We start from the raw sequence: 26,983 nt of genomic DNA on the forward strand, positions 1-26,983 counted from the left end.
AACCCCGATCACGGCGAGGTTGCCGTTAACGGATGAGAGCAGTGAGGTGATCGCGCCAATAGCCGTGAGCTCGGCGGTGAGAAAGCAGAGCATGTACAGCACGGAGATCAGCGATACATAGCGGCGAACGCCGTTCCCGTAGCAGGCCTGGGCAAACTCCCCGATACTGCGGCCCTGGGGCAGAAAGCGACGAATGGCCGGCCCGCAAAAGGCAAAAACAATAAACGGCAATGCCGCGCCAAGCGCGTACCCGGCCAAGGCGAGTGGGCCAACCAGAGCGCCGACTTCCGGCGGTGCAAACAGTATCCAGCCACCCATGCCGGAAGCCAGAAAACTCAGGCCCAGGGCGCGTGCCCCCTGGGTATTCCTCGCCGTCACAAAATCATCCAGACCGCCGTTGACGGCTCTCGCCCTCACGCCCAGCCAGGTAAACAGGATAAGGGCAACCGCGAGTGCCGCTGTCGTGGTGTAGACCATGAACCTTTGCTCCGCCGGTGGAAAAGGCCGAAATAGTGCCACATTAAAGGCGGTTGATCATCCGCCGCTTGAACCCGTTCTCAAAACGGCACTTCAAGGCCTCTTCTATAGCGACAGATTTGAGGCACAGTTATCTTTAAGGACCCCGCCTTTTCGGTATCTTACCGTAACAACGTGTAACAAAATAAAACGTGCGCAATACCGTGACAAATAATAACAGGGACTTCTTCTGACATGCTGCTGGTACTCGCCGGGTCCATCCTTACGTTCACCATGGTGCAGGAAGCGACCGTGGTGGAACCGTTTGACAGAGGCACCGTGGTTATCGAACAGGACGTCGACAGCAGCCCGCTCGAACTGCGCACGGAGGTGCGGGTTGAACCTCTGGTCGAGCAGAAATTCCGCAATATTGTTCGCCAGGCCTATGACTACAGCTGCGGCAGCGCCGCCCTGACGACCATCCTGAACCACTACCTGGGTAGAACCCTGAATGAGCGTCAGGTGATGGAGGGGTTGCTGCACTACGGTGAAAGTGAGCGCATTGTTCAGCGCCGCGCATTCTCGATGCTTGATATGAAACGGTTGGTCACCGCTCTGGGCTACCCCTCTGGCGGATTCCGGGCCTCCATGGAAGATCTGATTGACCTCGATCACCCCGCCATCGTTCCCATAGAGCACGCCGGCTTTAAGCATTTTGTGGTGCTCAGAACCATTCGTGATGGCCGTGTATACCTGGCAGATCCGGCAGTCGGCAATATTTCGTTCACACTCACCCAGTTTGAGGAAGTATGGGACGACAACGTGCTGTTTATCGTGTTTCCGGGCAGCGACAAACCGTTGGACTATCTCGAACTCAAAGACGAAGACCTGCGCTTTGTCGATGACCAGACGCTGACACTGTTAGCCCTGCAACAGGTACCTCAGTTTCACGAATCGACCGCCAGGCGCATCCAGAACCTGCTTGAGCGTCAGAAGAACAATCCGGATGGCAGTGTCGAAAATACACGGAAGCAGCTTCATTATCGCCGAAATTAAAAGCCCGGTGTGATCATCGGGGAGCAGGAATAAAACAATCAGAATTAAGGGAGTCAGGATGAATCGTTGGTTCACGCGAGGTTTTATCCTTTGTTCGATAGCCGGTTTGATGCCCGCAATGTCGATGGCACAGGAAGGTAATGTCGACGAGGCGAGGGAAGCGCTGTCAAAGCAGGAAGGTGACGAAGACTCCACTCGCCAGCTTGAGGAAGTGTTTCAGGCGTCGGAGAAAAATTATTCCCTGCAGCAAAAGGGCAGTCACGCGCTCAATTATGCGTTCGACTACTCCTACACTGCAGACCAGCGCCTTGATCTGGCGATCACCAATGGTTCGGTGCGTAATCTGGACGTGGTGCCATCGGCGACGCACAACTTCACCAACGCGTTTTCCTACGATTACGGCCTGTTGAATAACCTGACGGTGGGTACCCGGGTGCCCCTGGTGGTGAAATACGATACCCAGGATGAACTCAGTATTTACGACTTCGGGGATATCTCTTTCACCGCGCGCTGGCAGCCATTCGCCTATGTGCCCGGCAAAATGTCCACGACCTTGTTCGGCTCGCTGACCTCCAAGACGGGGGTCAGCCCCTACGAAATCGACATCAACGAACAGCTGTCCACCGGCAGCGGTTACTACTCCCTCGGTGGCGGTGCAAGCCTGTCAAAGGTACTGGACCCGGTCGTGGTGTTTGGCTCGGTGAGTGCAACCTATAACCTGACCGAATCCGGCCTTGAGCAGGTTCGGGGCGGGCGGCTTCTGGAACAGGTTGAGCCCGGTTTCGGGTTGTCCGGGTCTGCCGGTTTTGCCTACTCCCTGTCTTACGATATCTCACTGAGCCTGTCGGCCCAGCTCAGCTACAACGATGAAACCAGCCTCACGTTCTCCAACGGTGATCAGGCCATGGCTCAGGATCAGATGACCGGTTTTCTCAGTATCTCCCTGGGTAACCGGGTGAGCGATACAACCATCGTGAACACCAGTCTTGGTATTGGTCTCACCGAGGATGCTCCGGACTTTTCTCTGGGGGTGTCCCTGCCCATTAATTTCTCCGGCCTTAAAGAGTGATCGACGCCGCTGACGTTTTACGGGAAGGGAAGACTTCATGAGAATGACCAGCCACAAGCAGAAGATTCTCGGGGCCATAATTGCCGCGACCATCTCCAGTGGTGCCGAGGCTCAGCTCGCGCAGAACCTGACCATACACCCCAAGGCCCTGGCGCTTGGTAACGCAGTGACCGCAGATCCACCGGGTATCATGGCCATCCATTATAACCCGGCAGGATTAACCAAGCTCGAAGGCCGCCAGCTTGAAGTTAACCTGATGAGCGTCTACCTGGATATTGACGCCGATTTCCACGCCGACGAAGATTACGAAATTTTCGGTATCAAGGGCCTGGAAAAAGACCCGCTGACCGGCAAGCAGCGAGACCCGGTTGCCAACAAGCACAGCCATACCAATAACGTGGCGCTGTACTTGCCGGGTCACGGTATTCTGCGGGCTCCCCCGGGGCCAGCCATCGCGCCTTCTGCCGGCATCAGCATCAACCCGCCGGGCTCGAAACTGACGTTTGGTAACGCGTTCTATCTGCCCCTGGCCGCCGGTTTTTATCGCGATAAAGACGACCCTGGTCGCTATATGCCGCAGGCAACCGCCTTGCAGAGAACCACCTATCTGGCCCCGACTGTGGGGTATGAAATCAACGATGAGTGGGCGGTAGGTGCCGGTATTCACCTGTCCCATATGGGGATTGCCGCAGACCAGTACATGCGAGCCCCCAACATGCTGCTGGGGGTGGCAGAAGTCCTGCAGGACGCGTTCAACTGTGAAGGCGGTGATGAGCCACTTCAACCCTGGCTGGCGTTGTGTGGCGGTAACGTGGGCCCGTGGGATGACATAGGCGCGCTGAGCATCAACGTCCAGGAAACCCTGTCGCCGACCTATACCCTCGGGGTTATGTGGGAGCCGGCGGACTGGTTCAGTTGGGGGGCAAGCTACACCTCCGAAGCCGACATGAATCTCAAGGGCACCTTCGAGATTGAATACACGGATGACTGGTCCGGGTTCTGGCAGAGCGTAAATGGTTCCGTGTTGGGGGCGATCACCTCTGCGATCCTCAGTCTGCCCTCGGGTGCACCGCGGGAAGCGGGTAACGTCAGTATGGATCTGGTTTACCCTCAACATTTCCAGACCGGTATCAGCGTGGATCTTCACGAAAAACTGACCATGAACGTCGATGTTGGCTGGACAGACTACAAACAGTGGGATGCCTTTGTGTTCCGTTTCGACCGTAACCTCGAGTTTCTCAACGCCGCAAGAATACTGTCACCGGATAATGCGACCCCCAATACGCTGCGTTTGCCGCTGGGCTTTACTGATCAGTGGAACTGGGGGTTCGGGCTTGAGTTTCACGCGACATCACGGCTTGACCTCAGGGCTGGGGTCGAAATTCGGGACTCGGTCATTCCCGACGACCAGCGCTCTATCATGGCTCCCTTTGGCGGTGCCAATCTTTACGGCGTGGGTATGGGCTATCGATGGGACAAGAATACCGAGATCGACATGAACCTCAGTTATCTGCATTCCATAGAGACCATTCCCGCCAATACCAGTTGCAACGTAAACTGTGACAATATCACCAACATCATTTATAACCCGTATGCGGGCCTGGACATAAAAACCTCGTTGAGGGTCGTGATGGCGGGGCTCAGTTTCCGGACCAAATTCTGAGATCACGGCGCGCGAAGGTGACGCCTGTCAGGTAGTGGACACCTATGTTGAGCAAACGATTCCGGAACCTGGTGTGTCTGATGGCTCTGGCCGGGGTATTGCTGGCAGGGTGCCAGAGCACTGGCGAGCCATCTGCCGGTAAAGATGGCTATTTTACCTGGGTGGATGCACAGGGACGGGTGCAGCAATCCCCCATTTACCGCCAGCCGGAACAGACATCGCCAGCGGAAGCTTACCGCCAGGAACACCAGGCCCCGGAATCAGAGTTCAATCTGGAAAACTATCCCGACGGTGTTCAGCTTGAGCGCGACGGTTATGTTCGCCCTGGGGAGCCCCCGCCTTATTTCAGTTGGCGAGACGCTGACGGCAACATCCGTGTCAGCTATTACCAGCCGGATACCCGGTCCGCCGTCGAGAAGGGCCGCATAAAACCACCCATCGAGCTAACCCCGGCCAGCATCTACCAACAGGGCACGCAACCGGAACCCGCACCAACCACCGAAGGCGGTGATCCCGACGCGTTCGCCATTCTTGACATTGACGAACCATCCGGTGGCTATTTTGAACAGTGGCAAAGTCACTGCTGTGAGTCACTGGATACTGGCGAAGTCGAACAATGGCAGGGTAGTCGCGAGTTTGGCCTGACCATCGATGGGCAAACCCCAGTGCACGACTTTATGACGGGCAATAGCCCTTACCTGTTGGTGCGCCTGCCGATGGCTGAAGAGCGCAAGGGTTTTATTCTCAGGTTGCGGTCCTTCGCCCGAGAGGGCGTTTTCGTGCCATCGCTGGCGTTGCTCAATGCCGATCTCAAGCCGGTGCGAATTGTCACCGACATGGTGGCTGACTTTGTGCCGGAAAGCTGGCATCGGCGCGGCTATCTGGAAGCCTTTGTTCCGGTTTTCCCGGGGCATGGCGAGCGTTGGCTCCTCCTCTATACTCGAACCGCGGATACGCTGGGGCAGACCATCATTGAGGATAAATGGGGGCCCCGGGCCATCCGACATGTCCGTATGGGTGAGCTGAGCGTCACCGAACTCAGCGAACGCTGAGTTCAATCCTCCGGCTTGTCCAGATCAAGCCACTGCTGGGAAAACCAGTAATAACGACCATCATTGGTGGGATGGGTGCAGTTGTAGCGGAACCGCCGGCTGTTAAAGGCGTTTGGTGCCCTCACTCGGATAAGACCGTCTTCTGCAGTTTCCAGTTCTACGCGTCCCTGACCGGAGGCAAAGCAGCTCAGCCGGCTCGCGCTGAGGGGGTCCGGCAGGCGGAATTCCAGTGTTGGCGGGTTCTCCGTCAGAATACCGGCCGGCAGCGTACTTGCCTCTACCGGCAGTGCTTTGCTCAGTAATTTGTCATTCAGGCTGCCAAGCTGACCGTAGGCATTAGCCATCGGGAAACGGGGGAGCCGGGTGCGGCCTGAAGTGGCCCCGACCGCCCCGGACTGCTGGCCGAAGCCAATCCAGCCACGCTGGGCCAGTTTTCTCTCCAGTGCTGAGTCGAATTCGCCATACGGATAGGCAAACATTGGCACATCAATGTCGAGCTCTTCCTTCAATAATGCCTGAGCCCGGTCGAGGCTTTTGTCCACCCGCGCTTCCCAATCGCTCTCACTCTCGTCTGATCGTTTGGCAAGGTGGCCATGCTCGTGGCTATGGTTGGCGATGGTCACGTTGCTATGTTCATTCAGCTCTCTGAGCTGGTCCCAGGTCATATAGCCCCGGTTACCGACAGCGTCTGTGTTCACGAAGATGGTATAGGGGAAGCCGAACCGGTCCAGCATCGGCGCTGCGGTTTGGTAAACTGAGTCATAGGCATCATCGAAGGTGATTGCGACCTGTTTGCGGTCATCCAGCGCTCCATCAAGGGCTTCTTCAGCACCCGTTTGCAGTGCAACCACGTCCAGGTTTTCGCCGGCAATGGCCCCCAGTTGCCCCTCAAACAGTGACACAGAGGTGCTGGTGGCCGGCGGGGTGGAATCACTGACATGGTGGTACTGGAGAACCACAAGGTCCGCCCGGGCACCCAGGGACAGCCCGGCCATCAGCAAGACGAATACATAACGTGCGGTTGGTGTCACCATCTGTTGGCCCTTGATCGGTTTAATGAAAATGCGCTTTGAGTACCGCGAACGCCTGATTCAGGCTCTGAATACTCTCGGTGTCGCCACCACGGTCCGGGTGAGCGTCCATCACGGCTCGCCTGAATCGCTGTTTTACCGTGGAGAAATCCTCGGGGAGTTGCTCAAAACCCAGGGCTGCCGCAGCTTCAGAAGCTTCTTCCCTCAATGGTGGCTGCCGCTGGTGACCGTTCCAAAAGTCGTCCATCATTTCGCGAATGTAGTCGTCGGATAACTGATACTGGGAAAGATCCAGATAAAACATCCGCAGTTTATCAACTTCGCCGGCAACGCCGACACCGGACACTACAGCGCAGGCGCGAAGTTGCAGGTTCAGGGGTGAAATACTGACGGTTTCACCCTGACCGGCCAGTTGGTCTCTGAGGCGGTACAGAGTGTGGAACAGCAAAAAATGAACCGGGTAGAGCTGTGCGGGTTCGGCGAACTCGACGGGGCCGATCAACTGCCACGGGTTATTCTGGAGGCGTTTGATCAGTGCGAGTTCGGTCAGCCCTTCAGGGCTGCACCGCAGCTCGTGTTCAACCGCCACCAGCAGGTGCTGAATCTGCAGGTCCAGTACCGGATTTTCCCGATTGTCGGTGGCCGTCAGGTGATCCGGCCTGTCTCGGGCTGTCTCATTAGGCTTGTTCAGGGCGCTTTTGTTCATGGCGCTATGTTAGGGGACTGATCGCCGTTAGGAAAGCGTGTCCAGTTGTGTAAGGCCGCCCAAAAACAGGGTCGCCGCAAATTGAGCCGCAGCTTGAGCCTCCCGTTCCCCGTTGTCCGGCGTTTTGTGGGTACGCCTGGCGACGCGCAGGCTCATTTCATAAGCCACCCCGAAAAACGCTGCGCACAGGTAGTCCTGGTCAACATTGGGCAGCAGGTTGCCGTTGACCGCATCGCGCACGTCGTCTTCCAGCGAGAGCATGGCAAGCCCCAGAAGATCTGAACCAAACAGCTCGCGGATGGTCTGGTCATTGCGGTGGGCGAGCTCGTACACCAGCGGATCGTCGGCGGTAGCGCGGAACAGCGCAAGGTAGGTTGAGCGGATGAAGTCTTCACCGGTGCCGGCGGCCTTGCGGTAGCGGGTCAGGTTCAGGTTGAGCTGGTTCAGAAAATCCGTCAGCAGGGCGGCAAAGATGTCCTGTTTGCTGGAGTAGTAGTTGTAAAAAGTGCCCGCCGCCAGACCGGTTTTCCTGACGATGTCGCGGATGGTGGCGTTGTCATACCCTTTCTTGCGGAAACATTCCCGTGCCGCCAGCAGGATGGCATTGCGGTTGCGAATTCGGTTGGACTCCCGTTTGCCAAGGGTGTCGCTGCAGTTCGTTAACATATCCATGTCGCTGTCCTGTCCCTGTGTGTTTCTCACGCGTATAATCCTGCGTTCACCAATCCTGTGAACGTAGTGTTTTTTATGTCCGATGCAATGACCGCCAATTCAGATCCTTCACTGACATCCGAAGCAGACCGCAGAAAAAAGCTGGAATTCAACAAACTGCAGAAACGTCTGCGTCGTGAAGCCGGTCAGGCGATTGCAGAGTATTCAATGATTGAAGCCGGTGACAAGGTCATGTGCTGCCTCAGTGGTGGCAAAGACTCTTATGCCATGCTGGACATCCTGCTGAATCTCCAGAAAAGTGCGCCAATATCCTTTGAGCTGATCGCTGTCAACCTGGACCAGAAGCAGCCCGGGTTCCCTGAAGAGGTGCTGCCCCGGTACCTTGAAGCTATGGGCATCGAGTACCACATCATCGAAAAGGACACCTACAGTATTGTTAAGGAAAAAGTGCCGGAAGGGAAGACCACCTGCGGCCTTTGTTCGCGTCTACGTCGTGGAATTCTCTATAATTTTGCCGCAGAGCACGGCGTGACCAAGATTGCACTGGGGCACCATCGTGATGATTTGCTGGAAACGCTGTTTCTGAACATGTTTTACGGTGGAAAGCTGAAGTCCATGCCTCCGGTACTGCACAGCGACGACGGTCGCAACACCGTTATTCGCCCGCTGGCCTTCAGCCGGGAAAAGGACATTGCCCGGTATGCCGCACTGAGGGAGTTTCCCATTATTCCCTGCAACCTGTGTGGCTCTCAGGAAAACCTGCAGCGTCAGGTGATCAAGGAGATGTTCCAGAGTTGGGACAAGCAACACCCAGGGCGGCTGGAAACCATGTTTCGGGCTATGTGCAATGTCGAGCCATCACATCTTGCGGACAGCACCTTGTATGATTTCCACGAAGGCAAGCGGTTGGGTGGCACACCCGCTGACGGCGCGGGCACTGCAGAGCCGGAAACCGTGAATTTCGGGCGGCTGGACGTTCTGAATATCTGACAGCCGGACGTTTTCCTAGCCACCGTGTCCGCTGGTGAGCACCATTCCCAGGGGCAGGGTCCAGATTCCGAAAGCAATCAACAGCACACCGGTGAGCTGCCGGATCGGTTTCTTGCCCTGGAGCGCGCGTACCCAGGTGGCAGCGTATCCCGTGGCCAGCATGGAGGGCAGGGTGCCCAGACCAAAAAATGCCATGGTGGCCGCCGCACTGCCCACCGTGGGCTGCAATGCGGCCCAGCCCAGGGTGCTGTAAACCAACCCGCAAGGAAGCCAGCCCCAGAGCGCGCCGAGTGCGATAGCCTGCCAGCGGTGACGAACCGGCACAAATTGACGGGTCAGTGGCGCAACCCTGGCCCACACAGGCGCGCCCACGCGCTCGATATGGCGAATGCCCTGCCACCATTGCGCCATAGACAATCCCATCAATATCAACAGTATGCCCGCTATGGCTCTCAGCAAGGGTGCCAATTCGCTCCACTGCGCCGCGGCCGTGGTACTGAGTAACGCGATCAGCGTGGCGATCAGGGTATAGCTGCCAATGCGGCCCGCGTTAAAGGCCAGCAGCATCACCGTCTGGCGAATCCGGAAGCCTTTGCCAACTGGCAGCGCCATCGACAGTGAGGCACTGATGCCACCGCACATGCCGAGGCAGTGGGTGCTTCCCAGCAGCCCGATCAGAAACGCGCCAGAGTAGCTAAGGTAAAGGCCTTCAGTCATCAGTGGCGCGCTGTATCGTCAGTATCAGATTGGTCACTTTCTTCGTCGAGTTCTGCACGGGTTTTGGCGTCATCCGGGATCATGTCTTTGTCGTCGTCAAAGAGAATCCGGTGGGCGGGCCCTTCGAGATCATCGTATTGGCCATTTTTGACGGCCCAGGAGAACAGCACCAGGCCCAGTGCCACCAGAACCAGCATGACAGGAACCAGTATCATCACAATTTGCACGGCGAACCTCCGGGGTAAAGGGGTGTCCAGGCGACGGTATCAGGAGGCGACCGGCGCGCCAACCGCCTCTGAGTCTGATGGCTTGGCCGCACCTGTGCGGCCAAGCCGCAGTGCGCTGAGAACCACCACCAGTGAACTTAGCGACATACCGATCGCAGCGAGCCATGGGGGCACCATGCCCGCCGCTGCCAAGGGTAATGCCAGCACATTGTAACCCAATGCCCAGCCCATATTCTGACGAATGACCCGGCGGGTCTGGCGGCTGGTGTCCATGGCGTTTACCAGTTGGCTCAGCTGGCCATTGAGCAGCACTGCGTCCGCTTTCAGTTGAGTCAGGTCGGCGGCGGTGCCCATGGCGACGGAAATACTCGCGTCGGCCATCGACGGCAGATCGTTAAGGCCATCTCCCACCATCATGATGTTGTGGCCCTGAGCCGCGAGTTTTTCCAGTACGGCCAGCTTTTGCTCCGGTGACGCCTGCCCGATGGCCTCATCTATGGAAAGAGCGCTGGCGATTTGCTCTACATGACCTGAGCGGTCACCACTGAGGAGCAGAGTCCGGATACCTGCGGCTTGCAGTCGGGCGATGGTTTCGCGGGCATCGGAGCGCGGCTCGTCATCCAGGGTAAAGCGGGCAAGCCACTCATCGGCTGTGGCCAGCCAGATATCCATGCCCCTATTGGCGGGTGTCTCTGGCGGTGTCGCATCAGAACGTGCTCGAACAAAGTCGCTGTGACCAATAAAGACCGGCTTGCCATTCCAGGTGCCGGACAGCCCACCCCCCAGGTGGTTGGTCACGTTTGTGACCGGGTGACCGGGAATAGGGTGAAACACGCGGGCTATCGGGTGCTCGGAATGTTTCTCCAGTCCGGCGGCGAGGCGTCGGCAGTCGGCCTCGGTGTGAGATCCGGTGATCGCAACGTCAATCAGGTTCAACTCGCCCCGGGTGAGCGTACCGGTTTTATCAAAAACAACGGTGTCGACATCGCTCAGGGACTCCAGGGTGTGGCCGCGTGTGGGCAGAAATCCCATGCGGCGGAGTCGAACCGTTGCGGAAGTGATGGCGGTGGGTGTGGCCAGGGATAATGCGCATGGGCAGGTCACCACCAATACGGACAGGGTGATATCGAATGCGTTATCGGCACCGGCCAGCCACCAGCCTACCCACACCAATGGCGTCACAATCAGTACCCGGCTGACAAAGGTCCCCGCGATGCGATCAGCCATGCGGGCGACAGGAGGCTTCTCTGCCTGCACCCGATCAAGAATTCGCAAAATGCCAGACAGCCGGGTTTGTGCCCCTGAATGGCTGACTTTGACCTCCAGCGGGTTTTCACCGTTGACGCTGCCAGCATGAACGGTATCGCCGGGGTGACGGGTTTCGGGAAGGTACTCCCCGGTCAGGGCGGCTTCATTGAGCGTGGAGTCGCCACTGACGATGGTGCCATCAACCGGCAGAATTTCTCCCGGCCGCACCCGGACAATGTCACCGGCTGTGAGCGCGTGGGCGGCTACAATTTCACTGCTGTCACCGACCACCCGGGTGGCAACTCCGGGCTGAAAACCCGCCAGGGCGTTGCCGGTGAGGCCGGCCCGGTATCGGGCCTGCATTTCAATGTAGCGTCCCAGCAGCAGGAAAAAAGTAAACATGCAGACGGATTCGAAGTAGACCTCGTCGCCTCCGGTCACGGTTACCCAGGCGCTGGCGGTGTAAGCGAGGCCGATGGCAACCGCGACGGGCACGTCCATGGTCAGGTGCCGGCTGCGAAAGTCACGCAGGGCGTTGCGGAAAAATGGACGGGCGCTGAACAGCACGACGGGCGTCGCCACCAGCAGACTGAACCAGCGAAAGAAGGCGACAAAGTCTGCGGACAGCTCACTGATCAGTTCAAAGTAAAGGGGGAACGCCAGCATCATGGTCTGAACCGTGCCGATTCCGGCGACCGCCAGTCGAATCAGCGTTGTACGGCGTTCGGTCTTGAGCGCCATTTCTGCTTCGTCCGCCTGGTAGGGGCGGGCGCGGTAGCCCAGCTCATGAATGGCGATCAGCAGATCACTCAGAGGCGCTTCCTCCGTTGACCACACCAGTCGCGCGCGCTGGGTACTGTGATTGACGGAAAACGCCCGCACGCCTACTTGCCTGGCCAGGTGGTTTTCCAGTAGCCAGATACAGGCCGCGCAGGTTATGCCTTCAATCAAAAGTTGCGCTTCCTGGCCCCCTTTGACCGGAGACACGAACGACGCCTGAACCAGAGCGTGATCCAGCTCGCGAATACGGCTGAGTTCGGAATCCGTGAGTTGCGAAGGTGTAACGGCGGTTTCGGTGCGGTACTGGTAAAAGTTGGTGAGCCCCTCGGCGCGGATGGTTTCGCACACCGCCTTGCAGCCCAGACAGCAAAAATGACGGGACTCCCCGTCAAGCTGCAGAGTGATTTGTGGCTCGCCGTCGGCGGGTTCTCCACAGTGAAAGCACAACAAACCCTTCACGTCGATCAGCGGCTCGCGGTGCCGACCTGAATGGCATCATCTGAGGGCAACGATGTTTCCCCCTTCAGTCGCCAGTCGTTGTCCGGGCTGCGTAAATCGAAGTACCAGCGGCCCTGAATGTCCTGATTGAGCGTGGCCCGGTACGTGTTTTCTCCGGTGCGAGTGAACTGGACAGTCTGGTCTTTCTCCGCAATGGTCGGATGAAACAGGTTCAGAATCAAATAGGGGTAATCCGTCTGCTCGGTGCTGGAAAACGACAGTTTGATCTCCCGCTCAGAAAATTCAAATTCGCCCTGCAGCCCGAGGTCTTTTGCTTTCTGGTCGCGGGCGATCTGCATATTAATGCCCCGGCCTTCTTTGGCGTAGTCGTCTGTGACCATGGCGTTGTCTGTGTTCATGGCGACGGTAATGGCGATCGTGCACCAGATGATGGACGCCAGCGGGAATACCAGCAGAAACCAGAGCCAGGGCTGTCGGTACCAGGGTTTTACAGTTTCTTCGGTCATGTCGGCTGTCTCTCGAATATAGTCAATACCGCCACGGCGGTCGGATTAGCGGTTAGGACCCACGAAACGGCTTTCAGTTTCCACGATCAGTGATCGATCCGTCTCTGAGCTCATGCGGAACCGGATCGTGTTATTGCTTTGTTCAATGGTTTCGGGGTCAACATCGACCACGGTTGGCAGCGCCAGGTTCTCTCCGCTGTCAACGGTTATACGGGTGTCGGTCAAAATCCGGATATCGTCCATCCCGGATACGGACACGAGGAAAGTCTGGGGAACTTCCGTCATATTGGCAATCTTCAGGGTGTAGGTATTTTCGACCCGGCCCTCGCCATTAAAGCTGAACAGCGCGCCGCGGTCCCGCAGGGCATCGAGCTGTGCCGGAATCCGGGTGGCGAGCACGAACACGATGGCACCGATCATCAGTGCAAGCACCACGCCGTATCCGAGGGTGCGAAGACGCAGCAATTTTGAAGGCCTGCCTTCCAGTTCATTCTCGGTGGTGTATCGGATCAGTCCCCTGGGGTAGTCCATTTTGTCCATGATCTCGTCACAGGCGTCGATGCACAGCGCGCAGCCAATACACTCGTACTGAAGACCGTCACGTATATCAATGCCGGTCGGGCAGACCTGTACGCACTGGCCACAATCGATACAGTCCCCGAGCCCACGCTCGGTGGGGGCTGCGTCTTTGCGGCGGCCACCCCGGGGTTCGCCGCGGTTGGGGTCGTAGGACACCACACGGGTGTCGGGGTCCAGCATCACTGACTGGAAGCGAGCGTAAGGGCACATGTACAGGCAAACCTGCTCGCGCATCCAGCCCGCGTTGAGGTAGGTGGCCACGGTAAAGAACCCGACCCAGAAGTACGCCCAGCCGTTGGCCTGAAAGGTAAAAATGTCGGCAATCAGGTCACGAATTGGGTAAAAATAGCCAACAAAAGTTAGGCCGGTCGCCAGGGCGATCAGAAGCCAGGCTGCATGCTTGAGCGACTTCTTCATTATCTTGCGGGAAGACTGTGGCAATTTATCCAGCTTGATGCGCTGGTTCCGGCTGCCTTCTATCCGCTCTTCCACCCACATGAAAATGAAGGTCCACACGGTTTGCGGGCAGGTGTACCCACACCAGACCCGACCAAACAGAGCGGTGATAAAGAACAGGCCGAAGGCGCTTACGATCAGCATTCCGGAGAGCAGGAAAAAATCCTTGGGATAGAACGTCATCCCGTACAGGTGGAATTCCCGGGCAGGAAGGTCAAAAAGAACCAGAGGTTGTCCGTCCAGGGTGATCCAGGTGAACAAAAAGTACATACCCATCAGCACGAGAAGGCTGACGTTACGGATGCGCTGGAAGAAGCCTTTCACTTCCTTGACGTAGATTTTCTTGCGGCTGGCGTAAAGCTCGACGGTTCCGGATTTGTTGTTGTTGTCGGAGGTGTCAGAGGATGGGTCAACCTGTTTGACCGGTATCTCACTGCTCATCGTTACCTCCCGATGAAAAATAATAGCCGCTGAGGTTCCTCAGGGCTTCAGATCTTCTCAACTCTGTGCCCGCAGGCAGACACAGAGTTGAGCAGACCGGGCCGGAACCTGAATTCCGGCCTTGTACTCAGTTGGACAGACTGTAGACGTACGCAGCCAAGATGTGGATCTTGTCGTCCGAGAGGCGATCTCCCTGCGCCGGCATCTGGTTCTGGCGGCCATTGACCACGGTTTCACGAATCCAGTCATAGGTGGAACCGTAAAGCCAGACATTGTCGGTCAGGTTGGGTGCGCCGAGTGCCTGGTTGCCTTTACCGTCGGCACCGTGACAGCTTGAACAGGCTTGAGCAAAGACGTCTTCACCGGCTTGAGCCGCGTCGGCGTCTCTTTCGCGGTCACTGAACGACAGCACATAATTGACAACCTGATCGACCTGATCGTTACTCATACTGGGCATAACACCCTTGGCCGGCATATTGCCATTGCGGCCATCATGGAGTGTGGAAAGGATGTTCTCGGGCTCTCCACCGTAAAGCCAGTCGTCGTCGGTCAGGTTCGGAAAGCCGAGAGAACCACGCCCCGCGGAACCATGGCAGACGGAGCAGTTGGTGGCGAACAGGCGCTGGCCCATCTTCATCGCGTCATCGTTGTCTGCCAGGTCGAGAACCGGCGTGTCGCCATAACGGGCGTAGAGTTCGCTGTAACGAGCGTCGGCCTGTTGTACTTCCGCTTCCCACTGATTGGTCGAGGTCCAACCCAGCAGGCCCTGAAAATTGCCCAGGCCAGGGTAGAGCGCCAGATAGCCCAACGAGAACACACAGGTGGCGATAAAGAGATAGAACCACCATTTCGGCAGCGGGTTGTCATACTCTTCAATGCCATCGAAGGAATGGCCAGTGGTCCGGTCTGTTTCGGTGTCGGTGGTCTGGCCTTTGCGGGTTGCCATAAGCAGCCACCAGCACCCGAAAATAGTACCGAGCACGATCACGCTGATCCAGATGCTCCAGAAGGTACTCATTGCTTTTTCTCCGTTTTTTCCTGTTCAAGAGTACGCTTTTCCACCTCGTCATCGTCGAAGGGAAGGTGCGCCGCTTCGTCGTTCGGTTTCTTGCGGTGGGCGCTGTAGGCCCACCAGACGATGCCGAGAAACATTGCCATGATGATCAGCGTGTGAATGCCGCGTAACTCGTTCAAATCCATAGGGATCACCGCTTCTCAGAAATCACTGTGCCCAGCTGCTGCAAATAGGCCAGCAGCGCTTCAATTTCGAATGTGCCCTCAACATTGGCCGATGCTTCCGCAATCTGCTCATCGGTGTAGGGCACGCCCAGGGTTTGCAGTGCTTCCAGTTTTGCTGCTGTGTCTGTGTGATCTACCCGGTCTTCAAACAGCCATGGGAACGCCGGCATGTTGGATTCGGGAACCACGCTGCGGGGGTCGAACAGGTGCTGGCGTTGCCAGGCATCGGAGTAGCGACCACCCACACGTGCCAGGTCTGGCCCTGTGCGCTTGGAGCCCCACAGGAACGGACGGTCGTAGACGAACTCACCCGCTACGGAATAGTGGCCATAGCGCTCGGTTTCGGCACGGAAGGGGCGAATCTGTTGGGTATGGCACACGTGGCAGCCTTCGCGAATATAGATGTCGCGACCTTCCAGCTCCAGTGCGGACAGTGGCTCAAGGCCCGCGACCGGCTCATTGGTCTGCTTGTTGAAAAACAGCGGCACCACTTCCGCCAGGAACCCGCCACTGATGGTGAGAATGATCAGAACGATCATCAGACCAATATTCTTTTCTATAATTTCATGTTTCATCGTGATGGTCTCCCGTTACGCCGGCTGGGCTGCCGCGTTGTCCTGTGCGACGGCGTCTTTCTGGCGAACGGTCATGTAAGTGTTGTAGGCCATGACCAGCATGCCGGCGAGGAAGATTGCACCGCCGATGAAGCGGACCAGATAGCCAGGCCAGGAAGCTTCAAGCGATTCGACAAAGCTGTAAGTCAGCGTGCCGTCTTGGTTTACGGCGCGCCACATCAGGCCCTGCATAATGCCGTTGACCCACATTGCCACGATGTAGAGCACGGTACCGACTGTCGCCAGCCAGAAATGCACATTGATCAGCCCGGTGCTGTACATGGCCGGCAGACCCCAGAGTTTTGGGATCAGGTGGTAGATAGCACCGATACTGATCATCGCTACCCAGCCAAGTGCGCCGGAGTGCACGTGGCCAATGGTCCAGTCGGTGTTGTGGGACAGCGCATTGACGGTTTTGATCGCCATCATCGGGCCTTCAAAGGTCGACATGCCATAGAACGACAGGGACACCACCAGGAAGCGCAGGATTGGGTCGGTGCGAAGTTTATGCCACGCGCCGGACAGCGTCATCATACCGTTGATCATGCCGCCCCAGGATGGTGCCAGCAGGATCAGCGACATCACCATGCCAGCAGTCTGGGCCCAGTCAGGCAATGCACTGTAATGCAGGTGGTGGCCACCGGCCCAGACGTAAGTCGCGATGAGCGCCCAGAAGTGAACAATGGACAGACGGTAGGAGTATACCGGGCGGTTTGCCTGCTTCGGAACGAAGTAGTACATCATGCCCAGGAAGCCGGCGGTCAGGAAGAAGCCCACGGCGTTGTGGCCGTACCACCACTGCATCATGGCGTCAGTGACACCCGCATAGGCGGAGTAAGACTTGAACGCTGTGGCCGGCAGTGCGAGGTTGTTGCCGATATGCAGCACGGCCACGGTCAGGATGAATCCACCGTAGAACCAGTTGGCGACGTAAATGTGTGGCGTGCTGCGCTTGGTAATGGTGCCAAAGAAAACCAGAGCGTAAGACACCCACACGATCGCAATGGCGATGTCGATTGGCCATTCAAGCTCAGCGTATTCTTTTGTTGAGGTCAAACCCATTGGCAGGGTGATGATGGCGGCGACCATAATCGCTTGCCAGCCCCAAAAGGTAAACGCTGCCAGGCTGTCCGAAATGAGGCGGGCCTGACAGGTACGCTGCACCACGTAATAGGAGGTGGCGAACAGGGCTGAACCACCAAACCCGAAGATGACCAGGTTCGTGTGGAGCGGTCTGAGCCGGCCAAAGTGAGTCCAGGGTAGGTCAAGGTTCATGGACGGCCAGACAAGCTGGGATGCGATCAGTACCCCCATGCCCATGCCGACAATGCCCCAGACCAACGTCATGATGGCGAATTGCCGCACCACCTTGTAGTTGTATGTCAGGTTTGCATTTACTGTGCTCATAGCCTTACCAGTGGATTTAGAGTGGGAAATATGCGGGCGCAAGTATGGAGAAAGCATTAGCGCTTTGCAATGACACAGGTCAACTCTGAAAGCCCGTTAAAATGGGCCCGAATCAGTGACATGCGTTGCTTTTCTACGCCGGATTATCAGTGCTTTACAGCATTGACTTATACTGTCCGGTAAGTATCGGACAGGCCATGTTGTAATAGTAGAAGTACATAGAGTTGAGGTGAAATGAATGGACCTTTTTACGGACAATGGAAATGATCCCGACGGCCCGGTGCTTATCCTTGCTCATGGCGCTGGTGCACCTGCGGATTCGGCCTTTATGACAGAGTTGGCTCGGGGGCTGAACCGGCACGGTGTAACCACCGTCCGCTTCGAGTTTCCTTATATGGCCCAGCGACGCAGGGGTGGCAATAAAAGACCGCCTGATCGCCAGGCAGTATTGATCGAGAGCTATGAGCGGGTGCTCGACGACGTGGCCAACGGGCAACTGGCAGGACGCCCGTTGTTCATCGGCGGGAAATCCATGGGCGGCCGGATGGCGACCATGCTCGCAGCGGATTCCCGACTGAGGGGTAAGCACCGCGGTGCCATCGCCTTTGGATACCCTTTCCACCCACCTGGTAAACCAGACCGGTGGCGTATCGACCACTTTAGTGAATTCTGGTGCCCCGTGGGCATTGTCCAGGGTAGTCGAGACCCCTTTGGTAAGCGTGAAGAGGTAGAACGTGAGCTGGCCCCCGGCGGGAAGCTGGAGTGGCTTTGGCTTGAGGGTGGGGATCACGACTTCCAGCCTCTGGCAAGGCAGCCGGAGTCTCGGTCAGATCTGGTGGCGCACGCGGCCGATTGGGCCACCTCTTTCATGAAACGGGAGGTCGCCAGCGTGACGGGAAGCAGGAAATACCGGTAGTCTATGCACCGCGAGAGAAACGGGTGCTTGTCGCCGGTGGTGAGTACCCGGGTCTGCGCCACGCCGGATTGCCAGAAGGTGACGTCAAAGACGCGTGAAAAAGGATCGTCATGGAATACGTTATTCTATTTTGCCGGCCAGGCTTTGAAACCGAGGCTGGCCGAGAGCTCACCGATGCCGCTGCGGCCAAAGGCGTTTATGGGTATTTTCAGCCCGCAGGCAGTCAGGGGTATCTGTTGTTTTACCTGACCGGACCGGAAGGCCCGGAAATCCTGCTGCGCCGTCTGAGTCTGGATGAGCTGGTGTTTGTCAGAGACTGGATAATTGGCCTTGCCGAGGTCAACCTGCCGGTGGCTGATCGCGTGGGTGCGGTAGTCGAGGAATTGAGGTCCGTCACGTCGGGGTTCCCGAACTGCGCGCGCGTGGAAATCAGGTTGTTGGAAAACAATCCGGACAGTGATCTGGGCAATTTCGCCCGCAAATGGATGCCTCCCTTGTCCCGGGGGTTGCGGGGAGCTGGGCTGCTGAAGCCGGATGCGAACGCTGCGGCACCAGCCCGGCTTGATGTCCTGTTGCTCAGTTTTGACAAAGCGCTGGTGGGGATCAGTATGGGGGATAATCGCGCCCGCTATGTCGGGGGCATTCCCAGGCTGAGATTGCTGGCGTCGGCACCAAGCCGCTCCGCGCTGAAGCTGGAAGAAGCGTGGAAAGTGTTTCTGCCGCTGGATCAGGCATTGGACTACCTGGGTGGCGGTAAACGAGCGGTAGACCTTGGTGCTGCACCGGGCGGCTGGACCTGGCAGCTTGTGCAACAGGGCATGATGGTGACGGCGGTCGACAACGGGCCCATGAATGCTGACCTGATGGCGACCGGGCAAGTCGAGCACGTCGGGGCCGACGGTTATTTTTGGAAACCCAAGCGAGCGGTGGATTGGATGGTATGCGATATTGTGGACCACCCGCGCCGGACCGCACACATGGTGGTCGACTGGCTGGGGAACGGCTTATGCCGGTTCTCGGTCTTCAATCTGAAGTTGCCGATGAAAAAGCGATACGATGAGTGGGTAATTTGCCGGGACATTATTCACGCCGGCCTGGCTGACACCGGCCGCCGCTTTCGGCTCAGGGCTCGCCACCTCTACCACGACCGTGAGGAAATCACCTGCTTCATCGAATGTTTGGACCAATAAGTGCGGGGCGACGGTCAGCTTTGCTCGAGAACCGTGATCACCTCGTCCTGGTCCATCATCGGTTTCAGTTCCGTTAGCAACGCCTTACGTTCCTCGGAGCGGTACCACTGATCCCAGTCTGAGGCAGAGCGCCAGTTCGCCAGTGTCAGGCGGTGGTTCGGATCGCTGGCATCGACCAGCGTTTCTCCGGAGACAAACCCTGGTGCGCTGACGGCCTGCTGCAGCACCTTGCGCGAGCGTTCCTCATAGGCGGATTCAAGAGTTTCAGCAATATGACGTTCAATCAGTACCCGGATCATTGTTTACCTCATACAATTTTGACAGCTATAAACAATAATTTAGCATGTATTTCCAGAAATGCCGCTGAGCGGAAAATGGAGAACCAGTTTTGGAAACCATAAAATTTGACGGAGAGCTCGACGCCCGCGGGCTGTATTGCCCGGAACCGGTCATGATGCTGCACAATCGTATTACCGATGTGCCCATTGGCGGTGTGCTTAAAGTAGTGGCAACCGATCCGTCGACAACCCGGGACATTCCCCGGTTCTGTCAGTTTCTTGATCACCCGCTGGTTCACAGCGAGGCGTCAGGACAAGAGTTTTACTTCTTCATCCGCCGAGGGAACTGACGTGATCCAGAAACTCGTCCCGGTTCATTTCGCCCAACACCCGGGCGTTGGTCAGCTCGCTGCCATCGGCTGAGTAAAACAGGATGGCGGGTGGGCCGAAGAGCCCGAATTCATCAAGAAGCGCCTGTTGGGCCGGGGTGTTGTCCGTCATATCGATCTGTAGCAATCGGTAAGGAGAGAGTGCGTCTACCACGGTGGCGTCGCTGAACACAGTGCGCTCCATGACCTTGCACGAGATGCACCAGTCGGCGTAAAAGTCGAGCATGACCGGTCTGCCCTCCCGGCCCGCTTCGGCAATCAGGCTTTTGATTTGGTCCGGTGACTTAACCCGTTCAAACGCAGCGTGGTTACCGTTTGCGTTTCCGCTGGAAGATACTGAGGCGGTGTAGGGTGCCAGTGGCCGTAACGGGTCCGTGGCACCACCAATGGCACCGGCCAGCAGTGCGAGCCCATAGGCGAAAATAACCAGGCCAGCACCCTTGCGCGTTCTTTCCCAGCCTGCTTTCGCCGCGTCGAAAGCGCCGAGCTGCACCCCCGTGATGGCTATCAACAGCCCCCAAAGTGTCAGCGCGGCCCAGGCCGGAATCAGACGCTCGATCAACCAGATTGCAACCGCCAGCAGCATTACCCCATAAAACGCCTTGACCACATTCATCCAGGGCCCGGTGGAGGGCAGAAACTTACGCCCGCCAATCGCCACGAGGATCAGCGGTACGCCCATGCCAAGGCCCAGTGAAAATAGGGCAACACCGCCAATGAGCGCATCCTGGGTGGTGCTGATATAGAGCAGGCTACCCGCCAGAGGCGCGGACACGCAGGGAGACACGATCAATGCCGATAACGCGCCAATGCCAAAGAGGCTGATAACCCGGGTGCCTGTCAGGCGATGGCTGGCGTCATTCAGGGGCTCGCGGATAAACCGTGGTAACTGGAGATCAAAGACGTTGAACATGGACAGGGCAAACAGCGCGAAAAACGCCGCAAACACACCCAGAACCCAGGGCGATTGTAGCTGTGCCTGGAGGTTAAAGCTGGCACCCAGCAAACCGGTAATGACGCCGGCCGCCGCGTAAGTCAGTGCCATGCCCAGCACATAGCTGCCGGAGAGCACCAGAGCGTGGGCGGAAGAACGGGTGTTCCGGCCAGAGACCAGCGACGAAATAATCGGCACCATCGGCAGTACGCAGGGGGTGAAGGTCAGCCCAAGTCCCAGCAGCAGGAACACGGCCGCAATGGCAAGCGTGGATTGCTCTGACAGGAAGCCGGCAAGACCGGTGGCCGACTGCGTGTTTGCATCCGCAGCGGTGGCGGTGCCAGTGATGCTGCTGTCGTTGTCCGGGCTGGTGCTGCCGCCATTACCCGGATAGAACAGCACGGTCTGTGTTTGCGGTGGGTAGCACAGGCCGGCTTCCGCGCAGCCCTGATAGGTTACCTGCAGCTCAGCCTCATGAACGCCCTCTGGCAGTTCAACCGATACCCGGGCCTCTACCGGATCGTAAAAGACGGTGACCTCGCCGAAAAATTCATCTTCGGTGGTGGTGCCCTCAAGCGAGAATTCCGGTTCGCCGATCACGACGCCGTCGACGGTCGATTCAACCGCCACCCGGGTCTTGTAAAGATAGTGTTCAGGCGCGACGTTCCATGACAGAACCACGCCATCGGCCTCGGTGGTATAGTTGAACGGGAGTGCTTCGTCGACCGGGAGAAAGTCCCCGCTATTGCCGAACAGGCCGTTGCCCGAATTGCCGAAGCCCCAGGCCGTTGTTGAAAACGCCAGAAACAGAAGCGTCAGGATGCCTCGATAGAGCAGGGCGTCTGGGAGGGAGCGTGCTTTGGATTGATCAAACTCGGTCATAATACGCATCGGGTCCAGAACGGTGTTTTCATTTAGCAGCAGGCCGGGAAGTCGCCGGTACAGCGGCCGTCAGGAAGCAATGGACCGGGCCGGCATCCTAAAGTTCCCTCTGGTATTGAATGGTTTAAAGTCGCACAATAGCCACCCAATGAATCACAATCCAGACGATCTTATCATGCTATTCAATGACCTGTTCCGGGAAAACGCCCGGACGGTCCTGGTCAAAGGCGGCGATGAGCCCGAGTATCTACCCGGCTCCGACGCCGGTGGTGTTGCTCAGATTATTTTCGCCCACGACTATTACGCCAGCGCCCTGCATGAGATCAGCCATTGGTGCATTGCCGGCAAACGTCGCCGGACACTGCGGGATTACGGTTACTGGTACTGCCCCGATGGCCGCTCCGTGTCTCAGCAACAGGCATTTGAGCAGGTTGAGGTGAAACCTCAGGCCCTTGAATGGCTCTTTGCCGTCGCGGCTGGCTCGCGCTTTCATATCAGTGTGGACAATCTCTCCGGAGAGGGTGCAGTGGATGAAACGGGCTTTTGCCGCAAGGTGTGGGCACAGGCCGGCAGTTACCTTGAGCGTGACATGCCGGCCCGAGCCCGGGCATTCGTGGATACGCTGAGGTCATTTTATGGAACTGGAGGAACGTTTGAGAACGCCTGGCACGAAGAGACCCGGCGCATGTTTCCCTTCAATTCCGCTCCCGACATAAAGGAAGACTGAATATCTATGACATCTGATTCAAATGATACCGGCAAAACGCTGTTCAAGGATCTTAACCTCGATCAGCGCCTGCTCGACGCCATTACCGATATCGGTTTTGAACATTGCACGCCGATTCAGGCCGAAACCCTGCCTTTCACACTGGCCTGTCAAGACCTGATTGGCCAGGCACAGACCGGCACCGGTAAAACGGCGGCCTTTCTGATCACCGCGATTCAGAGCCTGCTGGAGACCCCGGTGCCTGAGGGGGATCGCCTGGCCTCCGAGCCCCGTGTGTTGGCGCTTGCCCCTACACGGGAGCTGGCCATGCAGATCGCCAAGGACGCTGAACAACTGTGTGGCTACACCGGCCACAACGTGGTTACGGTGGTGGGCGGCATGAACTACGACAAGCAGCGAGGCCAGCTGCAAAACGAAGTGGTCGACATACTGGTGGCCACCCCTGGCCGGCTGATTGATTTCCTCGGGTCGCAGGATGTGTTTCTGGATCAGCTCGACATTCTTATTTTGGATGAAGCTGATCGCATGCTCGACATGGGCTTCATCCCTGACGTCAAGCGCATCATCCGCAAATGCACCCCCAAAGACGAACGGCAGACCCTGCTGTTCAGCGCGACCTTTAATCAGGATGTTCTGAATCTTGCGTCCATGTGGACGAGCAACGCTGAATTTGTGGAGATCGAGCCCGATCAGAAAACCGCGGAGCGGGTCGAGCAGGCTGTTTATCTGGTTGGTGAAGAGGAGAAGTTGCCGGTATTGGTCAACTATCTGAAAAACCCCGAGGTCGAGAAAGCCCTTGTCTTTGCCAATCGCAGAGATCAGTGCCGGGATCTTGATGAAGATCTCCGCAATCAGGGCGTTAAAGTGGCGTTGATGTCGGGCGAAATTCCCCAGAATAAGCGTCTCAAGACACTCGAGCAGTTCAAGAACGGTGACATACAGGTGCTGGTCGCCACCGATGTGGCCGGTCGTGGCATCCACGTCAACGGTGTGACTCACGTTTTCAACTACAACCTTCCGGAAAACCCGGAGGATTATGTACACCGAATCGGTCGTACCGGGCGCGCAGGCAAAAACGGGGTGTCGGTGAGTTTCGCCAGCGAGGATGATGCGTTCTCCTTACCGGCGATTGAGTCCTATATCAGCCAGAAACTGAAAACGACGGTGCCCGATGAAGCGTTGATGGGAGAAATGCCCAACACGCCGATCACCCGCAAGCGTGGCGGTCGCCGCTCGCAGGGCAATCGCGGTCAGGGCGGGCGGAGCCAGGGCGGACGCCCGGCACGCCAGCGCAGAAGCTAGAGTTTGGAAAAACCAGACAGGTAACGCACAGACATCAGACCAGACGGACCAGCCAGACCATGTTGATTGTAGCGGACGAGAACATTCCTCTTCTGGACTCCTTCTTCGGAGACATCGGCGATATACGCCGTGTATCCGGACGAACCCTGTCTCCCGACGACGTCAATGACGCCGACATTCTGTTGGTCCGGTCAGTGACCCGCGTCGACGAAGCGTTACTGAAAGACAGCCGGGTGCGGTATGTCGGCACTTCGACGATTGGCACAGACCATGTTGATGTTCCCTGGCTCAAATCCCGGGGCATTGCCTTTTCAGCAGCACCGGGCTGTAACGCCAACAGCGTTGCCGAGTATGTGCTATCGGTATTGTCGCTCTATGCCGAAAAACAGGGTCGGGACGACTGGGAAACTCTCAGCGTGGGCATCGTCGGTGCCGGGAATGTGGGCAGTGAGCTGGCACGAAAGCTTGAAAAGCTGGGGTTTGCCGTCCGCCTGTGCGATCCGCCGAGGCAGGAGCGCGAAGACGGCAGCGAAGAGGCGTTTTGCAGCCTCGACGAGGTGTTGAAATGTGATGTCATTTCGCTTCACACACCCTTAACGCGGGATTCGGCGAACGCCACCTTCCACATGATTGATAGCCACACGCTGGACAGGCTGACCACCGGCCAGTTGCTGATCAACACCAGCCGCGGAGAGGTGATTGATCAGGCGGCGTTGCTTGAGCGATTGCAGGAAGCCAACGCCCCGACGGTGGTGCTCGACGTCTGGGAGCAGGAGCCGGGCATTAACCCACGGCTGGTGGACATGGTTTGGCTGGCAACGCCTCATATTGCCGGTTACAGCCTGGAAGGCAAAGTGCAGGGTACCGAGATGGTGTATCAGTCTCTTTGCCGCTTTCTGGGCTTGCCGGTACGGAAAAAAGCCGGGCAGTATCTGCCTGAGCCCGCTCTGAGTAAGCTCAGCTTCACCAGTTCGGCTGACGAGACGGACGCTGGCAATATTGCCATGCGATCCTGTTACGACCCTCGCCGGGACGATGCCCGCCTGAGGCTGACAATGGAGTTGCCCACCGACGAGCGGGCCCGGGCCTTTGACCGCCTGAGAAAGAGCTATCCGATACGCAGGGAATGCTCCAGCGTAAAAATTCAGCTCAAGGGTACTAGCAAGTCGCTTCAGGACACGTTCCGCGCCCTGGGCTTCAAGCTGAAAATCTGATCACAGGCTCGCGCTCTGGAGCGCCCTAGCTGTTTCAAGCACTTAACTCGGATTTAATGATCGCTCGCCATGCCAGAAGTTTCGTTCCTGGCGTTATTGAAAAAGGTGCCCTGCATAACCCTGGTTATCGAGGAGGAGCTTCCGCTGCGCAGTGCGTTGCGGATAAGGTGAATGTGCGTGGACAGGTCCTGTCGAACGGACTCTGGCAGCGTATCAGCTACCATTGGAGAGTGAGTGTCCGGCGCTGAGAGCAGGGTGCCGCTGGCGGGGGTGCTCAGGCGCACAAAGGCGTCCCGGGTCAGCACGGCCTGATCCAGCGCCTCCTGGCGAATGGTATCGACGTAACGCAGCAGGCCTTCTTCCTCAAGCCAGAGCAGGGCACCAAAACAGGCCATATGGCGTTTGCTGTGGAGGCCGAACTCGTCCGGTTCATCGGGTCCGGCAATGTCCTCCACAAACAGGTTGATGCGCCTCGGAAAGCTGTTGTAGAGCTGTAACAGCGCTATCGCCGCGTCTTTGTAAAATTCTTCTATGTGAATATCCGCCATGGTCGGGCACCGGTTACTGCTGGTAGGTCGACAGGAAATGCGCAAGTCGCTTCATCGAGTCTTCCAGGGTATCTACCCTTGGCAGGAAAACGACGCGCAGATGCTGTCGGTCACTGATATTGAACGCCGAGCCCTGGACCAGAAGGATGCGTTCCTGCAGCAGCAGGTCCAGTACCAGCTTCTCGTCGTTGACGATGGGGAAGCGCTTGGGGTCCAGCTTGGGAAACAGGTAGAGCGCGCCCTTGGGTTTGACGCAACTGACGCCCGGAATGTCGTTAAGCAATCGCCACGCTGTTTCCCGTTGTTCGTAGAGACGGCCGCCGGGGCTGACCAGGTCATCGATGGACTGATACCCGCCGAGTGCGGTCTGGATGGCGAGCTGCGCGGGCACGTTGGCGCACAGCCGCATGTTCGACAGCATTTCGATGCCTTCGATCAGGTCGCGGGCGCGGTGCTTGGCCCCGCTGATAATCATCCAGCCAGAGCGGTAACCGGCGGCGCGGTAGTTCTTTGACAGCCCGTTGTACGTGAAAAACAGAACGTCATCGGCCAGCGAGGCGGTGGGTACGTGCTCGGTGCCGTCGTACAGAATCTTGTCGTAGATTTCGTCCGACAGAATGATCAGGTTGTGCTGCCGCGCCAGTTCTATGACCTGTTCCAGCAATTCCGTGGAATACACGGCACCGGTCGGATTGTTGGGGTTAATCAACACGATCGCCCGGGTACGTCTGGTGATTTTCTTGCGGATGTCATCGATATCCGGGAACCAGTCCTGTGCTTCATCGCAGTGATAGTGCACGGGCTTGCCGCTGGACAGCGTCACAGCAGCGGTCCACAGCGGGTAATCCGGAGCAGGAATGAGGACTTCATCACCGGTATTGAGCATCGCCTGCATGGACATGACAATCAGTTCGCTGACACCGTTACCGAGAAAGATGTCGTCAATGTCGACTTTATCGATACCGCGTTGCTGGCAGTAATGCATCACGGCCTTACGTGCCGAGAACAGACCTTTGGATTCAACATAGCCCTGAGCCTGGGGCATGTTGTAGATCACGTCTTGCTGAATTTCTTCCGGAACATCCAGCTCAAAAGCGGCGGGGTTGCCGATGTTCAGCTTCAGTACACGGTGCCCCTCTTCTTCAAGGCGACGCGCTTCCCGCAGAACTACGCCACGTATCTCATAGCAAACATTATCCAGTTTGGCGGACTTGTTGTAGTTCTGCATAGACCCT

At 57.4% G+C, this 26,983-nt stretch carries 27 protein-coding genes and 1 pseudogene; 11 read left to right on the forward strand and 17 right to left on the reverse strand.

Annotated elements, in window-relative coordinates; all coding sequences use genetic code 11:
- Positions 1 to 477 (reverse strand): annotated as a pseudogene (locus WD429_RS06180) (sodium:solute symporter); the annotation flags it as partial.
- Between the two features lie 234 nt (positions 478 to 711).
- On the opposite strand from WD429_RS06180, the gene WD429_RS06185 reads away from it, so the two are divergent.
- The 4 genes from WD429_RS06185 to WD429_RS06200 all read left to right on the forward strand — a co-directional run bounded on the left by WD429_RS06185 (position 712) and on the right by WD429_RS06200 (position 5,296).
- The gene (locus WD429_RS06185) at positions 712 to 1,512 is read left to right on the forward strand and encodes a C39 family peptidase (protein WP_368421304.1); all 801 of its coding nucleotides are present in this window, start codon (positions 712 to 714) and stop codon (positions 1,510 to 1,512) included.
- A gap of 118 nt (positions 1,513 to 1,630) precedes the next feature.
- The gene (locus tag WD429_RS06190; RefSeq protein WP_368421305.1) at positions 1,631 to 2,581 is read left to right on the forward strand and encodes a transporter; all 951 of its coding nucleotides are present in this window, start codon (positions 1,631 to 1,633) and stop codon (positions 2,579 to 2,581) included.
- A gap of 37 nt (positions 2,582 to 2,618) precedes the next feature.
- The gene (locus WD429_RS06195; RefSeq protein WP_368421306.1) at positions 2,619 to 4,244 is read left to right on the forward strand and encodes an OmpP1/FadL family transporter; all 1,626 of its coding nucleotides are present in this window, start codon (positions 2,619 to 2,621) and stop codon (positions 4,242 to 4,244) included.
- A gap of 44 nt (positions 4,245 to 4,288) precedes the next feature.
- On the forward strand, positions 4,289 to 5,296 hold the full coding sequence (locus WD429_RS06200) for a MalM family protein (RefSeq protein ID WP_368421307.1): 1,008 nt from the start codon (positions 4,289 to 4,291) through the stop codon (positions 5,294 to 5,296).
- Positions 5,297 to 5,298: 2 nt separating this feature from the next.
- On the opposite strand, the gene WD429_RS06205 is transcribed toward WD429_RS06200, so the two are convergent.
- The 3 genes from WD429_RS06205 to WD429_RS06215 are packed head-to-tail and all read right to left on the reverse strand — an operon-like array spanning position 5,299 to position 7,705.
- The gene (locus WD429_RS06205) at positions 5,299 to 6,330 is read right to left on the reverse strand and encodes a polysaccharide deacetylase family protein (protein WP_368421308.1); all 1,032 of its coding nucleotides are present in this window, start codon (positions 6,328 to 6,330) and stop codon (positions 5,299 to 5,301) included.
- A gap of 19 nt (positions 6,331 to 6,349) precedes the next feature.
- Positions 6,350 to 7,033 carry a DNA-J related domain-containing protein gene (locus tag WD429_RS06210; protein ID WP_368421309.1) on the reverse strand — a complete coding sequence of 228 codons (684 nt, stop codon included), beginning with the start codon at positions 7,031 to 7,033 and terminating at the stop codon, positions 6,350 to 6,352.
- Between the two features lie 27 nt (positions 7,034 to 7,060).
- Positions 7,061 to 7,705, reverse strand: a complete 645-nt coding sequence (locus WD429_RS06215; RefSeq protein WP_368421310.1) for a TetR/AcrR family transcriptional regulator — start codon at positions 7,703 to 7,705, stop codon at positions 7,061 to 7,063.
- 75 nt (positions 7,706 to 7,780) lie between these two features.
- Here WD429_RS06215 and ttcA point away from each other — a divergent pair, with 75 nt between their 5' ends.
- The gene (ttcA, locus tag WD429_RS06220; RefSeq protein WP_368421311.1) at positions 7,781 to 8,695 is read left to right on the forward strand and encodes a tRNA 2-thiocytidine(32) synthetase TtcA; all 915 of its coding nucleotides are present in this window, start codon (positions 7,781 to 7,783) and stop codon (positions 8,693 to 8,695) included.
- A 15-nt stretch (positions 8,696 to 8,710) separates the two neighbouring features.
- On the opposite strand, the gene WD429_RS06225 is transcribed toward ttcA, so the two are convergent.
- The 9 genes from WD429_RS06225 to ccoN form a co-directional block, all read right to left on the reverse strand.
- Positions 8,711 to 9,412 carry a sulfite exporter TauE/SafE family protein gene (locus WD429_RS06225; RefSeq protein ID WP_368421312.1) on the reverse strand — a complete coding sequence of 234 codons (702 nt, stop codon included), beginning with the start codon at positions 9,410 to 9,412 and terminating at the stop codon, positions 8,711 to 8,713.
- Positions 9,412 to 9,639, reverse strand: coding sequence for a cbb3-type cytochrome oxidase assembly protein CcoS (ccoS, locus tag WD429_RS06230; RefSeq protein WP_368421313.1), 228 nt, complete (start codon positions 9,637 to 9,639; stop codon positions 9,412 to 9,414). Before ccoS ends, WD429_RS06225 begins: the two co-directional genes overlap by 1 nt.
- Before the next feature lie 39 nt (positions 9,640 to 9,678).
- The gene (locus WD429_RS06235) at positions 9,679 to 12,126 is read right to left on the reverse strand and encodes a heavy metal translocating P-type ATPase (protein ID WP_368421314.1); all 2,448 of its coding nucleotides are present in this window, start codon (positions 12,124 to 12,126) and stop codon (positions 9,679 to 9,681) included.
- 5 nt (positions 12,127 to 12,131) lie between these two features.
- Positions 12,132 to 12,632: a FixH family protein gene (locus WD429_RS06240; RefSeq protein ID WP_368421315.1), complete on the reverse strand. Its 501-nt coding sequence runs from the start codon at positions 12,630 to 12,632 to the stop codon at positions 12,132 to 12,134.
- Between the two features lie 45 nt (positions 12,633 to 12,677).
- Complete coding sequence (ccoG, locus tag WD429_RS06245) at positions 12,678 to 14,108, reverse strand: cytochrome c oxidase accessory protein CcoG (RefSeq protein ID WP_368421316.1); 1,431 nt, start codon at positions 14,106 to 14,108, stop codon at positions 12,678 to 12,680.
- A 127-nt stretch (positions 14,109 to 14,235) separates the two neighbouring features.
- Positions 14,236 to 15,126, reverse strand: coding sequence for a cytochrome-c oxidase, cbb3-type subunit III (ccoP, locus tag WD429_RS06250; protein WP_368421317.1), 891 nt, complete (start codon positions 15,124 to 15,126; stop codon positions 14,236 to 14,238).
- Positions 15,123 to 15,308: a cbb3-type cytochrome oxidase subunit 3 gene (locus WD429_RS06255; protein WP_368421318.1), complete on the reverse strand. Its 186-nt coding sequence runs from the start codon at positions 15,306 to 15,308 to the stop codon at positions 15,123 to 15,125. Before WD429_RS06255 ends, ccoP begins: the two co-directional genes overlap by 4 nt.
- Positions 15,309 to 15,313: 5 nt before the next feature.
- A complete protein-coding gene (gene ccoO, locus WD429_RS06260) occupies positions 15,314 to 15,922 on the reverse strand; it encodes a cytochrome-c oxidase, cbb3-type subunit II (RefSeq protein WP_368421319.1) in 609 nt (202 codons plus the stop codon).
- 15 nt (positions 15,923 to 15,937) lie between these two features.
- Entirely contained in the window at positions 15,938 to 17,368 is a 1,431-nt protein-coding gene (gene ccoN, locus WD429_RS06265) for a cytochrome-c oxidase, cbb3-type subunit I (RefSeq protein ID WP_368421320.1), read from the reverse strand.
- A gap of 238 nt (positions 17,369 to 17,606) precedes the next feature.
- Between ccoN and WD429_RS06270 the strand changes: the two genes are divergently transcribed.
- Together WD429_RS06270 and rlmM are read left to right on the forward strand one after the other, a co-directional pair.
- Positions 17,607 to 18,284: an alpha/beta fold hydrolase gene (locus WD429_RS06270; RefSeq protein ID WP_368421321.1), complete on the forward strand. Its 678-nt coding sequence runs from the start codon at positions 17,607 to 17,609 to the stop codon at positions 18,282 to 18,284.
- 110 nt (positions 18,285 to 18,394) lie between these two features.
- Positions 18,395 to 19,474: a 23S rRNA (cytidine(2498)-2'-O)-methyltransferase RlmM gene (gene rlmM / locus WD429_RS06275; RefSeq protein WP_368421322.1), complete on the forward strand. Its 1,080-nt coding sequence runs from the start codon at positions 18,395 to 18,397 to the stop codon at positions 19,472 to 19,474.
- Positions 19,475 to 19,488: 14 nt separating this feature from the next.
- Here the strand turns inward: rlmM and WD429_RS06280 are convergent, their stop codons facing one another.
- Positions 19,489 to 19,773, reverse strand: a complete 285-nt coding sequence (locus tag WD429_RS06280; protein WP_368421323.1) for an antibiotic biosynthesis monooxygenase — start codon at positions 19,771 to 19,773, stop codon at positions 19,489 to 19,491.
- A gap of 89 nt (positions 19,774 to 19,862) precedes the next feature.
- On the opposite strand from WD429_RS06280, the gene tusA reads away from it, so the two are divergent.
- Positions 19,863 to 20,102 (forward strand): sulfurtransferase TusA, encoded by a 240-nt coding sequence (tusA, locus tag WD429_RS06285; protein ID WP_368421324.1) that lies wholly within the window; start codon positions 19,863 to 19,865, stop codon positions 20,100 to 20,102.
- Here the strand turns inward: tusA and dsbD are convergent.
- Positions 20,083 to 21,957, reverse strand: coding sequence for a protein-disulfide reductase DsbD (dsbD, locus tag WD429_RS06290; RefSeq protein ID WP_368421325.1), 1,875 nt, complete (start codon positions 21,955 to 21,957; stop codon positions 20,083 to 20,085). The two genes, tusA and dsbD, sit on opposite strands and share 20 nt — an antisense overlap.
- A 175-nt stretch (positions 21,958 to 22,132) precedes the next feature.
- Between dsbD and WD429_RS06295 the strand changes: the two genes are divergently transcribed.
- The 3 genes from WD429_RS06295 to pdxB are packed head-to-tail and all read left to right on the forward strand — an operon-like array spanning position 22,133 to position 25,200.
- On the forward strand, positions 22,133 to 22,684 hold the full coding sequence (locus WD429_RS06295; RefSeq protein WP_368421326.1) for an elongation factor P hydroxylase: 552 nt from the start codon (positions 22,133 to 22,135) through the stop codon (positions 22,682 to 22,684).
- 6 nt (positions 22,685 to 22,690) lie between these two features.
- Complete coding sequence (locus tag WD429_RS06300; RefSeq protein WP_368421327.1) at positions 22,691 to 23,986, forward strand: DEAD/DEAH box helicase; 1,296 nt, start codon at positions 22,691 to 22,693, stop codon at positions 23,984 to 23,986.
- Positions 23,987 to 24,045: 59 nt separating this feature from the next.
- On the forward strand, positions 24,046 to 25,200 hold the full coding sequence (pdxB, locus tag WD429_RS06305) for a 4-phosphoerythronate dehydrogenase PdxB (RefSeq protein ID WP_368421328.1): 1,155 nt from the start codon (positions 24,046 to 24,048) through the stop codon (positions 25,198 to 25,200).
- 53 nt (positions 25,201 to 25,253) lie between these two features.
- Here pdxB and WD429_RS06310 read toward each other — a convergent pair whose 3' ends face one another.
- A complete protein-coding gene (locus tag WD429_RS06310; RefSeq protein WP_368421329.1) occupies positions 25,254 to 25,748 on the reverse strand; it encodes a hypothetical protein in 495 nt (164 codons plus the stop codon).
- Positions 25,749 to 25,761: 13 nt separating this feature from the next.
- Entirely contained in the window at positions 25,762 to 26,976 is a 1,215-nt protein-coding gene (locus tag WD429_RS06315) for a pyridoxal phosphate-dependent aminotransferase (protein ID WP_368421330.1), read from the reverse strand.
- Positions 26,977 to 26,983: the final 7 nt, after the last annotated feature.

It is taken from the genome of Marinobacter sp. (genome assembly GCF_040904845.1).
Classification (GTDB): Bacteria; Pseudomonadota; Gammaproteobacteria; order Pseudomonadales; family Oleiphilaceae; genus Marinobacter.

Bases quoted from the DNA above. Each gene is read 5' to 3' on its own strand.
- WD429_RS06185 (WP_368421304.1), top strand. From the start codon at position 712: ATGCTGCTGGTACTCGCCGGGTCCATCCTTACGTTCACCATGGTGCAG.
- WD429_RS06190 (WP_368421305.1), top strand. From the start codon at position 1,631: ATGTCGATGGCACAGGAAGGTAATGTCGACGAGGCGAGGGAAGCGCTG.
- WD429_RS06195 (WP_368421306.1), top strand. From the start codon at position 2,619: ATGAGAATGACCAGCCACAAGCAGAAGATTCTCGGGGCCATAATTGCC.
- WD429_RS06200 (WP_368421307.1), top strand. From the start codon at position 4,289: ATGTTGAGCAAACGATTCCGGAACCTGGTGTGTCTGATGGCTCTGGCC.
- WD429_RS06205 (WP_368421308.1), bottom strand. From the start codon at position 6,330: ATGGTGACACCAACCGCACGTTATGTATTCGTCTTGCTGATGGCCGGG.
- WD429_RS06210 (WP_368421309.1), bottom strand. From the start codon at position 7,033: ATGAACAAAAGCGCCCTGAACAAGCCTAATGAGACAGCCCGAGACAGG.
- WD429_RS06215 (WP_368421310.1), bottom strand. From the start codon at position 7,705: ATGGATATGTTAACGAACTGCAGCGACACCCTTGGCAAACGGGAGTCC.
- ttcA (WP_368421311.1), top strand. From the start codon at position 7,781: ATGTCCGATGCAATGACCGCCAATTCAGATCCTTCACTGACATCCGAA.
- WD429_RS06225 (WP_368421312.1), bottom strand. From the start codon at position 9,412: ATGACTGAAGGCCTTTACCTTAGCTACTCTGGCGCGTTTCTGATCGGG.
- WD429_RS06240 (WP_368421315.1), bottom strand. From the start codon at position 12,632: ATGACCGAAGAAACTGTAAAACCCTGGTACCGACAGCCCTGGCTCTGG.
- ccoG (WP_368421316.1), bottom strand. From the start codon at position 14,108: ATGAGCAGTGAGATACCGGTCAAACAGGTTGACCCATCCTCTGACACC.
- ccoP (WP_368421317.1), bottom strand. From the start codon at position 15,126: ATGAGTACCTTCTGGAGCATCTGGATCAGCGTGATCGTGCTCGGTACT.
- WD429_RS06255 (WP_368421318.1), bottom strand. From the start codon at position 15,308: ATGGATTTGAACGAGTTACGCGGCATTCACACGCTGATCATCATGGCA.
- ccoO (WP_368421319.1), bottom strand. From the start codon at position 15,922: ATGAAACATGAAATTATAGAAAAGAATATTGGTCTGATGATCGTTCTG.
- ccoN (WP_368421320.1), bottom strand. From the start codon at position 17,368: ATGAGCACAGTAAATGCAAACCTGACATACAACTACAAGGTGGTGCGG.
- WD429_RS06270 (WP_368421321.1), top strand. From the start codon at position 17,607: ATGGACCTTTTTACGGACAATGGAAATGATCCCGACGGCCCGGTGCTT.
- rlmM (WP_368421322.1), top strand. From the start codon at position 18,395: ATGGAATACGTTATTCTATTTTGCCGGCCAGGCTTTGAAACCGAGGCT.
- WD429_RS06280 (WP_368421323.1), bottom strand. From the start codon at position 19,773: ATGATCCGGGTACTGATTGAACGTCATATTGCTGAAACTCTTGAATCC.
- dsbD (WP_368421325.1), bottom strand. From the start codon at position 21,957: ATGACCGAGTTTGATCAATCCAAAGCACGCTCCCTCCCAGACGCCCTG.
- WD429_RS06295 (WP_368421326.1), top strand. From the start codon at position 22,133: ATGCTATTCAATGACCTGTTCCGGGAAAACGCCCGGACGGTCCTGGTC.
- WD429_RS06300 (WP_368421327.1), top strand. From the start codon at position 22,691: ATGACATCTGATTCAAATGATACCGGCAAAACGCTGTTCAAGGATCTT.
- pdxB (WP_368421328.1), top strand. From the start codon at position 24,046: ATGTTGATTGTAGCGGACGAGAACATTCCTCTTCTGGACTCCTTCTTC.
- WD429_RS06310 (WP_368421329.1), bottom strand. From the start codon at position 25,748: ATGGCGGATATTCACATAGAAGAATTTTACAAAGACGCGGCGATAGCG.
- WD429_RS06315 (WP_368421330.1), bottom strand. From the start codon at position 26,976: ATGCAGAACTACAACAAGTCCGCCAAACTGGATAATGTTTGCTATGAG.